The organism is Providencia sp. PROV252 (genome assembly GCF_033676005.1).
GTDB lineage: Bacteria > Pseudomonadota > Gammaproteobacteria > Enterobacterales > Enterobacteriaceae > Providencia > Providencia vermicola.
Genome location: NZ_CP096294.1, coordinates 1,553,562 through 1,565,245, shown reverse-complemented (window position 1 = coordinate 1,565,245; position 11,684 = coordinate 1,553,562). Strand labels below are relative to the sequence as shown.

The following is an 11,684-nucleotide window of genomic DNA, read 5'->3' as shown; positions in this document are numbered from 1 at the left end:
CTTTTAATACCAACTATAAAAGGAAAGGTATGTTTACTTATTTTGCCAATGTTGAATTTGTTGAAGAAGAAGGTGCATTTGAAATCAATTTTTATGATTTTCCAGGTATTCAAGGTGTCACTTTTTGCAAAGATGATGTTGAATTGGAAGCCGAAGAGGTTTTACTGGCAACATTATCTGAATTAATAACGTCAAGAAAAGCAATTCCACTACCACAAGGACATACAGAAAATGCATTCCCAGTGTATTTGCCTATTTTAGTCTGCCTCAAAGTCGCGCTACATAATGCAATGTTAGACACTAAAACTTTACGTGTTGATTTAGCTAGAAAAATGAATATTAATGCGCAACAAATAGAACGCTTACTCGATGTTCACTACGCGTCAAAAATTGAGATGCTAGAACAGGCTTTATACCTATTAGGTTACGAAGCTAAAGTAACCGTGAAAAAAAGGTCGCAACAGGAATAGCATTACTTTCCTGTATTGCAACAGATTATTAATCTGGTTATTTTTGATTAGGTGGGTTATTTTGCTAACTTATCTTTTTTATTACCTTATTGGCTGTTTTAACAGGCTATTTATTTTTTTTGATCATTGCATTTTATCGATATTTATTCATTTCAGAAAAATACTGTTCAATCAATTTTCTTTTAATTTATTAGTTACACATTTATTTAACAAATAGCACTTTGATATACATTGCATATAATCAAGGCTCTCTTTGTGTTTTGATTATTCAACTTAGAGTCAGGTAAATCAGACTGGCTCAAAGCTTATCCAAGATGAATTTGAGTAAAAAATGGAAATTGTTTCGAAGGGAATAATAAATAGGCTTTTTTGCACCATAAAAAGCAATAAGCCACTGTTTAAAAGTGGCTTATTATACTGATAATACAGCTTAATTCTGGTGGGTTGTTGGGGGTTCGAACCCCAGACCGAGCGATTAAGAGTCGCCTACTCTGCCAACTGAGCTAACAACCCAGTGCAAAATATTTAACGCCTATCAATTGCTACAGTCAATATTATTCTGCTATTTTTATTGTGTAAGTTAATTTTTAGTATTGAATGTTAAATTAACGATAATGATAGATTGAATAAGCAGCACTTCGATTTCAACAAAGTAAGTTTTCCTTACTCTAATTGAGATTTATGTCACAATATTTCACGCAAACATAACCACACAAATAAAAAAATACTGTGGTCAATTATAACAAACTACTACGGACACTTTACAGTATGGAAGAAAATACAACTTCAAACCCAGCTCAGCACTCCGCTGATCGTAATCAGTTAAAACGAAGCCTTAGTAACCGCCATATTCAACTTATTGCAATTGGCGGCGCAATTGGAACGGGTCTATTCATGGGGTCAGGGAAAACCATCTCTCTTGCAGGGCCATCCATTATATTCGTATACATGATAATTGGCTTCGTGTTATTTTTTGTTATGCGAGCAATGGGTGAACTTCTACTCTCTAACCTTAACTATAAATCCTTCAGCGACTTTTCTGCTGACCTGATCGGACCATGGGCAGGTTTTTTCGTCGGCTGGACATATTGGTTTTGTTGGGTGATCACTGGCATCGCAGATATTATTGCCATTACCTCCTATGTCAGTTTCTGGGTACCCGATTTTCCTGAATGGGTGACTTCATTTATTTGTGTCATCACCTTACTCACACTAAATTTAGTGTCCGTTAAGCTTTTTGGTGAGCTTGAGTTTTGGTTTGCGATGATAAAAATTGTCGCCATTATTGCCTTAATTGCAGTAGGCGGAACGCTTATCGCGATGAATTTCCAATCGCCTACAGGCCATACTGCATCATTGAGTAACATTTGGAATGATGGTGGAATGTTCCCTATGGGAATAAGTGGTTTCTTTGCAGGCTTCCAAATTGCGATATTTGCATTTGTTGGGATTGAATTAGTCGGTACCGCAGCCGCTGAAACGCGCGATCCTGAAAAATCGCTACCAAAAGCCATCAATGCAATCCCAATTCGTATCATTGCCTTCTATGTTTTATCACTTATTGTGATTATGGCCGTAACACCTTGGCGGACAATTTTGGCGGATAAAAGCCCATTTGTTGAAATGTTTGTGTTAATCAGTCTTCCTGCGGCGGCCAGCATCGTTAACTTTGTGGTGCTAACGTCAGCCGCTTCATCCGCAAACAGTGGAGTATTTTCCACCAGCCGTATGTTATTTGGTTTGTCTAAAGAAGGTGATGCACCGAAGAAATTTAGCCAGTTATCGAAAAAAGCCGTGCCTGCAACAGGGTTAATTTTCACCTGTATATGCCTCAGTTTTGGTATTGTGCTTATCTATTTTATTCCTGATATCATGCATGCGTTCACCTTAGTGACTACAGTATCCGCCATCTTATTCATGTTTATTTGGAGCATGATTTTATATAGTTACCTCAACTTTCGTCGTAAGCGGCCAGAAATGCATAAAGCCTCCCATTATAAAATGCCTGCGGGGATTATTATGTCTTGGGTTAGCTTAGCATTTTTTGCTTTTATGATTGTCTTACTCGCATTCCAACACGATACAAGGCAAGCCTTAATCGCGACACCTATCTGGTTTATTGTGCTGCTTATTGGCTATCAAATTGTGAAACGTCGCAAAACACATTAAACACCATTTCGCTATCCACCAATAAAAAAGGCCGAACATATTTAACAGTTCGGCCTTCTTAATCGTTCATTTAATCACAAGATAACAACTATTACTTTGCTTTATATTCCGCTTCCGCTTGTTCGAAGCGTTCTTGTGCTTCTGCACTTGGCGCTTTGGTGATTAAACTCACCACTACAATCGCGATGGTAGCAAAGATAAAACCAGGAATAATTTCATACAATGCAAACCATTTGTATTGCATCCAAACTAATACAGTTATAGCGCCCACCAACATACCCGCCAGAGCACCTGTGCGTGTCATACGCTTCCAAAGCACAGACATCAAAACAACGGGACCAAACGCAGCGCCAAACCCCGCCCATGCATTGCTCACTAACCCTAATACTTTGTTATTTGGATCACGGGCAATATAAATAGCAATAGCCGCAACTATCAGCACCATAAAACGCCCGACCCACACTAACTCTTTTTGGCTCGCTGTTTTACGAATAAATGGCTTGTAGAGATCTTCGGTCAATGCACTTGCGCACACTAATAATTGGCAACTTAAGGTACTCATTACCGCGGCTAAAATTGCCGAAAGTAACACTCCCGCTACCCATGGATTAAATAATATTGCTGCTAATTCCATGAAAATACGTTCATTATTCTGCGTTACAGCCCCTGCAACACTCGGGTTCATTTCGAAATAACCGATACCAAAGAAGCCAACGGCAATAGTACCGCCTAAACATAACACCATCCACGTCATGCTAATACGCCTTGCGGAGTGGATTGTTTGGTGTGAATCTGCCGCCATAAAGCGTGCTAAAATATGAGGTTGCCCAAAATAGCCTAAACCCCAGCCAAGTAAAGACAGAATTGCAATAAAATTCATTCCCTTGAACATATCAAGGTATTCAGGATTTTTCGCTTTTATCACTTCGATAGAGGTATCTATGCCACCCATAGATAAAATAACGACAACTGGTGTAAGGATCAGGGCAAAAATCATTAACGAAGCTTGGACTGTATCTGTCCAGCTCACAGCTAAAAAGCCGCCTAAGAATGTATAAGCAATAGTGGCTAATGCCCCTAACCACATCGCTTTTTCGTAGCTAATATGGAATGTACTTTCGAACAATAATCCACCTGCAACAACACCTGATGCACAATAAATGGTGAAGAAAACTAAGATAACAATGGCAGAAATAATCCGTAAGATTTTACTATTGTCCTCAAAACGGCTGGTAAAATAATCAGGTAGTGTCAAGGCATTATTATTTTTTTCTGTTTGCAAACGTAGGCGGCCTGCTACGAATAACCAGTTAAAATAAGCCCCTAGTGTTAACCCGATTGCAATCCAACTTTCAGAAATACCTGCGATAAAAATCGCGCCAGGTAACCCCATCAATAACCAACCGCTCATGTCTGATGCACCCGCTGATAATGCGGTCACCACACTGCCTAAACTTCGTCCTCCGAGAATATAATCATCAAAGTTTTTTGTTGAGCGATAGGCTAAATAGCCAATTAATAACATGCCAGTAATATATACGATGAACGTGACAATCATCGGAGTGCTTACAGTCATCTATATTCTCCATTGAGTAGCTTAGTAGTGTAGTTATCTTTATATGAATTGCCGTTGATAACTTGTAACTTCATGGTGTTGCACTTTATTGCACATCTTTAATTTATCTTCGTGAACACCAAATAGGTTGTGATTGTTTGTGTTGCACTAACTTAATATCTTAGTGACTCCATCCTAGTCAGACTCATATTAAATTAACAAGAAATTAACTATTTTTTATTCCATAAATAGAATCCATATCACAAATGTTAAAATTTTAAGCCAAATTTCAAAATAATTGATTAATTATTCCCTTAATAACAGCATGGCTATAACCATATGAAAAATATATAGAATAAATAACCATAACTTTCATTAATATGATTAATCACCAAAAAACCCGACATGTTTCACATTTCCCTCAGAAATTTCACTTAACAATGTTGCACAAAGTTGCAACATTAAGATAATGTTGTGTAACTTTTCGATTATGACGACCTGTCAACTAGAGGAATTAAGATGAGTAGCACGACAACTATGGGTGTGAGACTTGATGAAGCAACTCGTGAACGCATTAAAAATGCCGCTCAACGACTGGATCGCACATCACACTGGCTTATCAAGCAAGCTATTTATAATTACCTAGAACAACTCGACAATAACCAAATCATTCCTGAGTTATCCGCCGGTATCGATGCAAAAGAAAATCAGACAGGAGAAGAAGACACCACAGTAGAATCTAATTATCAGCCATTTTTAGATTTTGCAGAGCATATTTTACCACAATCAGTAAAACGCTCTTCAATTACTTCCGCATATCGCATCCCAGAAACGCAAGCTGTACCAATGTTATTGCAACAAGCACAACTGCCAACTGAGCAGGCAGAGGCAGCGCATAAACTGGCTTACTCCATTGCAGAAAAATTACGCAATCAAAAAAATGGTGTAGGTCGTTCCGGGTTAGTACAAGGGTTGTTGCAAGAGTTTTCACTTTCGTCCCAAGAAGGTGTAGCATTAATGTGTTTAGCCGAAGCCTTATTGCGCATCCCTGATAAAGCCACTCGCGATGCATTAATTCGTGACAAAATCAGTAACGGAAATTGGCAATCTCACCTAGGGCAAAGCAGCTCAATGTTTGTGAATGCTGCAACGTGGGGCTTATTATTTACAGGTAAGCTAGTTTCAACTCACAACGAAGCTAAACTGTCGACCTCATTAAACCGCATTATCAGTAAAAGTGGCGAGCCACTAGTACGTAAAGGCGTAGACATGGCGATGCGTTTGATGGGCGAGCAATTTGTTACAGGCGAAACCATCTCCCAAGCCTTAGCGAATGCACGTAAGTTAGAAGACAAAGGCTTTCGCTATTCCTATGATATGTTAGGAGAAGCTGCGTTAACAGAAAAAGACGCCCAAGATTACATGGTGTCATACCAACAAGCGATCCACGCTATCGGTAAAGCGTCAAATGGACGTGGTATTTATGAAGGCCCAGGTATTTCAATAAAACTATCAGCCCTGCACCCTCGCTATAGCCGTGCACAATATTCACGCGTTATGGATGAGCTATACCCACGCCTACTTTCTCTTGTATTACAAGCACATCAATATGACGTAGGGATTAATATTGATGCAGAAGAGGCTGATCGCTTAGAAATCTCATTAGATTTACTCGAAAAACTGTGTTTCGAGCCGCAACTTGCAGGCTGGAATGGAATTGGCTTTGTTATTCAAGCTTATCAAAAACGCTGTCCATTTGTGATTGATTACATTATCAATTTAGCAGAACGCAGCCAACGTCGTTTGATGATCCGTCTAGTTAAAGGTGCTTATTGGGATAGCGAAATTAAACGCGCACAAATTGATGGTTTAGAGGGTTATCCAGTCTATACCCGTAAGGTTTACACCGATGTTTCATACATTGCTTGTGCTCGCAAATTATTATCTGTACCAAATTTAATTTACCCACAATTCGCAACGCATAACGCACATACCCTCTCCGCTATCTACCAAATTGCAGGTAAAAATTACTACCCTGGCCAGTATGAGTTTCAATGTTTGCATGGGATGGGTGAACCACTGTATGAGCAAGTAGTCGGGAAAGTGGCAGATGGCAAACTTAATCGCCCATGCCGTATCTATGCCCCTGTTGGTACCCATGAAACGTTATTAGCTTATTTAGTTCGCCGCTTATTAGAAAATGGCGCAAATACTTCATTTGTTAACCGCATTGCTGATGCAACTATTCCGTTAGATGAATTAGTCGCAGATCCTGTGAAAGATGTACTTGAGCTATCTAAAACAGAAGGCCAAATCGGTTTACCCCACCCTAAAATCGCTCTCCCACGTGATTTATACGGGAATGAACGTGTTAACTCTATGGGCCTCGACCTATCGAATGAGCACCGTTTAGCTTCTTTATCAAGCGCACTACTCAGCGCTGCTATCCAGCCTAAACTAGCAGAGCCTTTATTGGGTGGCGAGTTCTCCACAAAAGATACGCTTCCAGAAGCTCAAGCAATCCTCAACCCTGCGTGCCATAAAGATATTGTCGGTCATGTTCGTGAAACGACAGAACAAGAAGCCGATCATGCGTTAAATATCGCCAATGACGCAGGCACAATTTGGTTTGCAACCCCACCATCAGAACGTGCCGCTATTTTATTACGCGCAGCCGATCTCATGGAACAGCAGTTGCAACCGCTACTCGATGTCTTAGTTCGTGAAGCTGGCAAAACCTATTCGAATGCCATCGCAGAAGTCCGTGAAGCGGTAGATTTCTTGAATTATTATGCGACACAAGTCAAAAATGACTTTGATAATAATACCCATCGTCCATTAGGACCTGTGGTATGTATCAGCCCTTGGAACTTCCCGCTTGCTATTTTCTCTGGGCAAATTGCTGCTGCACTCGCTGCGGGCAATACTGTACTAGCCAAGCCAGCAGAGCAAACACCACTTGTCGGTGCCATCGCCGTTTCAATTCTTCACCAAGCGGGTATTCCTCGTGATGTATTGCAATTTTTACCTGGTAAAGGAGAAACTATCGGAGCCCAGTTAGTCGGTGATAAACGCGTTCGTGGCGTCATGTTTACGGGTTCAACGGAAGTCGCGGGGTTATTACAGCGTAATATTGCTGGTCGCTTAGATGCCCAAGGCCGCCCTACCCCGTTAATCGCAGAAACTGGCGGATTAAACGCCATGATTGTCGACTCCTCCGCATTAACAGAGCAAGTCGTCACAGATGTGGTTGCTTCTGCATTTGATAGTGCAGGCCAACGCTGCTCCGCATTACGTATACTTTGTGTTCAAGAAGATGTTGCCGATAGAACCATACGTATGTTGAAAGGCGCTATGGAAGAATGTCGCATGGGGAACCCAGAACACCTTTCCACCGATATCGGCCCAGTGATTGACCGTGAGGCGAAAGATAATATTGATCAACATATTCAACAAATGCGTAGCAAAGGAAAACCTATTTTCCAAGCGGCATTTGATCATTCCGATGATACAAAAGAACAACACGAAGGCACTTATGTTAAGCCAACATTAATTGAGTTGGAAAACATTAGCGAGCTGAAAAGAGAAATTTTTGGCCCTGTTCTTCATGTGGTTCGTTTCAAACGTGATGAACTTGATATGCTCGTTGATCAAATCAATGCAGCGGGTTACGGCTTAACTTTAGGTGTTCATACCCGTATTGATGAAACCATCAACCAAGTCGTCAGCAAAGCTAAAGTTGGCAACTTATATGTCAACCGAAATATGGTTGGCGCAGTGGTCGGCGTGCAACCATTTGGTGGCGAAGGGTTATCAGGTACTGGACCAAAAGCGGGCGGACCGTTATATCTCTACCGTTTATTAAGTGAACGTCCAGAGAGTGCGGTGACGAATACGCTTGCACGTCAAGATGAACACTTACCAATGGATGCTAGTGCACGGGCCGAATTACTTGCACCTTTCGATGCCTTTACTGCATGGGTAGAAAAACAGCAGGCACCTGTTGATCAATCCGTTCTCGAACAATTTACGCGTTATACTCAAGCAGGGACTACTCGACTTTTACCTGGCCCTACGGGTGAAAAAAATACCTATACATTACGTCCTCGTGGCCTGGTTTTATGTATTAGTGACAATGAAAATGACTGCTTAATTCAACTTGCAGCGGTTCTAGCGGCAGGTTGCCAATCCCTTTGGCCTGATAGCGAAACTCACCAAAAACTATTTAAACTGCTTCCTGAGAAAGTCCGAAAAACCATCTCAATCACCAAGCAATGGCAGGGTTCTAAAGAGACAATTGATGGTGTTATTTACCATGGGGATAGCGATCAGTTAAAAGAAGTTTGTGCAGTTATCGCTGAACGTAAAGGGCCAATTATCTCTGTTCAAGGTTTTGAGCGTGGCGATACGAACTTATTAATAGAACGACTTGTTCACGAACGTTCATTGAGTGTCAATACCGCTGCAGCGGGAGGGAATGCAAGCTTGATGACCATCGGTTAAATACAATAAGGCCTGATTTCATGAATAATTGAAGTCAGGCCTCTTCATTTTTCTTTTCAATGATTTTCATATAATTAATCTTCGTATTCTATTCAGATTTGATATTTATTTTGAACCGCTAAAAACGCAAAAGGTGCCCATAGGACACCAATTCATTAATGAATAGATATTGATTAACCACAAAGTAGGTTATCTACTCTATTCTTATTACTGCACTTTTTCTGATTCCCAGAATAAATATTGTTCATATTTACGTAATGCAATATTGTAATTACTAAATGCTGAGTCTGTCATTTTTTCGCTTAATTGTTCTTGAACTTTACTTGCAGTAAATTCTTTCATTGAAAAATTAGAAGAAGATAACAACTCATCTAAGCGGCGTAAGCGAACAACATACTCACGAACGGTACTGTGGCTCATCTCAGTCTGTAAGAATAAATACTGTTTAAATGACATAATATCAAAATAATCAGTATTGCTATTGCAGTAAATCTCACTACAAAAACGACAAAGTGCAGTAAATTTACCTTGCAGCTCTCCCCAAGTTCCTTCATCAACCAATTCGGTCATATCAGCGATAGCTTCTTTATTTAAGATGTCATCGTTGAAAACCAAAGAGATACGATCAAGAGTTTTGTGGCAATGTGCACAATGAGTTTGGCTGTGTTTAAAATCTTTGATGTAACGACTCAGAGGCCGTTTCTTTACAATAGAAGCAGACATAATGGTAAAGCCCTGTGTGTAAGTCTAAAAATAAAATTGTAACAAGATAAACCGAGTTACATACTTGTTATGCCCATAGCATTAATAGAATGTCTGCTATGTTGCATTTAAATACGGGTAAACCCGTATATTATTTTCTCACTTTTTCTTTAGGAGAATGATCCTCCTAAGAATGTAATGTAAGAAAAATTATTGCCCTTTATGAAAAATATTTTACCCCGTCTATCGCTCTTTGGCGAATTTCCAAGGTGAGTCAATTTTGGTACGAATTTGATTTAGCGTCAACCTAATTAACTTAAATTTTGTTAACTCTATACACATAGCGTTAACGAACCTTATAAAGGCAATTATTCATTAGACAGACCAAAGGCTCAGACTTTACCTGATTATCCTATCTTCGTACAAAGAAAATTTGATTTAAAAATCAATATTATAGCTATTCAAAGATTTAATTGATAAATATGTGAAGCTGCTCACCTTTTTCATCTATTATTGCATCTTAAATGTACAGATATTAATGCTTAAAATATCTCATAGTTTAGCGTTATTCAATTTCCGTAAACTTTTCATTACATTTTATAACTATTTTTAAACACTCAACCCTATATACAAAAATGTTATAAATAGCATTAAAAGTGTTATATGGGTTTTAATTGACTTTATTTCGTTCTATATCACACTTTCAGGGGCTTATTTTCTAATGAGAAATAACTTTACAGAAATTACCCATTTCAACTTAATGCCAATCTTTACCCTTTTAGTTTTATCTTAATCGAGGGAGTATTACACTAATAATGAATGTACCCTTTTAAACAGCGGTTAATACTGTGATTTTTAATGAGTTCCCCATAAATAATATATAATCCAACTACCCATGCCTCATATTGCAATATTATTCACTAACATAGTTATTTTTATAATTACTAATTAAGATATTATTTTAGGATTAGTTACATTTGATATTAAAAACTTCTCTTATATACTTCATTTGCTATATAAATAAATAATTTTAATAAGGTTGATTATGAAAAAGTTAATTTTAGCTTGTGGTATGGGTTTATTGGCACTGACAATCACTGCTTGTTCAGAAGAAGAGAAAAAAGGTGAAGTTGCTGGTGCAACTGAAACTTGTAATGCTTACTTCGCTGAAGTTGATAGCTTAATTGCTAAAGCTTCAGAAAACCCACAAGCAAAAGCTCAGTTAGATGCGATGAAAGGTCAACTGGAAGAAGGTAAAAAACAAGTTGCCGCATTACCTAAAGATCAGCAAGATAAAGCTTGCCAACAAGGTATTGATGCAATGAAACAAATGAAAACGGCTTTAGGTCTGTAATCGCTTAGATTATTTCAGAGTACTGCAATTTTCCAAGAAAGGGCCCATTTGTGGCTCTTTTTTATGCAAAAAAAAGACCATATAAAAACATACTTAAAGACTCATTCGCCTTACCCATAGGTTTTTGCAAGCTCATATCTCCTCTAGCTTATAGAATTAAAAAACGAAAAAACTAAGGATTATATAATGAGCTTATATGTCAGCACTGTCGTTAAAAAAACCTTTTCACTCAGTAGATTCATAAAAACATGCAGTAAATTTCACCACTTAATCAAAAATATTAAAAACACCAATACTGCATGTATTGAACTCAGTTTTAATCATAAACATATCGAGTTAGACACACATAATCTACTCAATAATCTTAAAGTTAGTATTTCATCGGGAACTGACTATAAAACTTTTGAAGCTGCAGAAAAAACACTTCAAATATCCAGTATGATCAATAGTGTGATTGATCAAGTCCAAGCCACCTTTCTGGCTAACGCCAAAAAAAATCAAGCTGTTATAAATTCAAAAGATAGATTAACCATTTTTAAAAATGCCCAAAGCGATTGTGACCTCCAAGAGTCAGATATACAAATCGATGCAGCACAACCTTTTACTAAGCAACTTCTTCAAAATGATCCAAAAGTAAAAGAAGCAACCCAGTATTTAAAACTGAATCCAAAAAGCATCGACTTGAGTAGTGTAAATGCTGATAGCAAGGCAACAACAAAATATGTTGTAGAACAGCTCAATGACATTGCCTGCAAGAATCTTTACCCTGATATTGATTTTAGTAAAATTAGAGAAAGCGCAGCACAAAGCACACGCCATATATTAGAAAATAAACTATCCAAATATCATTGCAAAAAAATTGATTACTACATCTTAAGAACAGAAGGAACAGCGGTATAATGCAAAAAGGAGAACCTTCCTTGGTTCTTCT

General features: G+C 38.5%; 7 protein-coding genes and 1 tRNA gene. 5 read left to right on the top strand and 3 right to left on the bottom strand.

Annotated features, from left to right (window positions below):
• The first annotated feature begins 29 nt into the window (after window positions 1-29).
• Window positions 30-470, top strand: coding sequence for a hypothetical protein (locus M1F05_RS06985; RefSeq protein WP_206083828.1), 441 nt, complete (start codon window positions 30-32; stop codon window positions 468-470).
• Window positions 471-907: 437 nt separating this feature from the next.
• Here the strand turns inward: M1F05_RS06985 and M1F05_RS06980 are convergent.
• Window positions 908-983: transfer RNA gene (locus tag M1F05_RS06980), tRNA-Lys, on the bottom strand.
• 255 nt (window positions 984-1,238) lie between these two features.
• On the opposite strand from M1F05_RS06980, the gene cycA reads away from it, so the two are divergent.
• The gene (gene cycA, locus M1F05_RS06975; RefSeq protein ID WP_206086742.1) at window positions 1,239-2,639 is read left to right on the top strand and encodes a D-serine/D-alanine/glycine transporter; all 1,401 of its coding nucleotides are present in this window, start codon (window positions 1,239-1,241) and stop codon (window positions 2,637-2,639) included.
• Window positions 2,640-2,730: 91 nt separating this feature from the next.
• Here cycA and putP read toward each other — a convergent pair whose 3' ends face one another.
• Entirely contained in the window at window positions 2,731-4,215 is a 1,485-nt protein-coding gene (gene putP, locus M1F05_RS06970) for a sodium/proline symporter PutP (RefSeq protein WP_206086741.1), read from the bottom strand.
• A 498-nt stretch (window positions 4,216-4,713) separates the two neighbouring features.
• Between putP and putA the strand changes: the two genes are divergently transcribed.
• On the top strand, window positions 4,714-8,697 hold the full coding sequence (putA, locus tag M1F05_RS06965; protein WP_318825999.1) for a trifunctional transcriptional regulator/proline dehydrogenase/L-glutamate gamma-semialdehyde dehydrogenase: 3,984 nt from the start codon (window positions 4,714-4,716) through the stop codon (window positions 8,695-8,697).
• A gap of 207 nt (window positions 8,698-8,904) precedes the next feature.
• On the opposite strand, the gene fliZ is transcribed toward putA, so the two are convergent.
• Window positions 8,905-9,420 carry a flagella biosynthesis regulatory protein FliZ gene (gene fliZ, locus M1F05_RS06960; protein ID WP_206086740.1) on the bottom strand — a complete coding sequence of 172 codons (516 nt, stop codon included), beginning with the start codon at window positions 9,418-9,420 and terminating at the stop codon, window positions 8,905-8,907.
• Window positions 9,421-10,444: 1,024 nt separating this feature from the next.
• Between fliZ and M1F05_RS06955 the strand changes: the two genes are divergently transcribed.
• Window positions 10,445-10,753 carry a DUF5339 domain-containing protein gene (locus M1F05_RS06955; protein WP_102139566.1) on the top strand — a complete coding sequence of 103 codons (309 nt, stop codon included), beginning with the start codon at window positions 10,445-10,447 and terminating at the stop codon, window positions 10,751-10,753.
• 186 nt (window positions 10,754-10,939) lie between these two features.
• Window positions 10,940-11,653, top strand: coding sequence for a hypothetical protein (locus tag M1F05_RS06950; RefSeq protein ID WP_206086739.1), 714 nt, complete (start codon window positions 10,940-10,942; stop codon window positions 11,651-11,653).
• Window positions 11,654-11,684: the final 31 nt, after the last annotated feature.

Bases quoted from the DNA above. Each gene is read 5' to 3' on its own strand.
- M1F05_RS06985 (WP_206083828.1), top strand. From the start codon at position 30: ATGTTTACTTATTTTGCCAATGTTGAATTTGTTGAAGAAGAAGGTGCA.
- cycA (WP_206086742.1), top strand. From the start codon at position 1,239: ATGGAAGAAAATACAACTTCAAACCCAGCTCAGCACTCCGCTGATCGT.
- putP (WP_206086741.1), bottom strand. From the start codon at position 4,215: ATGACTGTAAGCACTCCGATGATTGTCACGTTCATCGTATATATTACT.
- putA (WP_318825999.1), top strand. From the start codon at position 4,714: ATGAGTAGCACGACAACTATGGGTGTGAGACTTGATGAAGCAACTCGT.
- fliZ (WP_206086740.1), bottom strand. From the start codon at position 9,420: ATGTCTGCTTCTATTGTAAAGAAACGGCCTCTGAGTCGTTACATCAAA.
- M1F05_RS06955 (WP_102139566.1), top strand. From the start codon at position 10,445: ATGAAAAAGTTAATTTTAGCTTGTGGTATGGGTTTATTGGCACTGACA.
- M1F05_RS06950 (WP_206086739.1), top strand. From the start codon at position 10,940: ATGAGCTTATATGTCAGCACTGTCGTTAAAAAAACCTTTTCACTCAGT.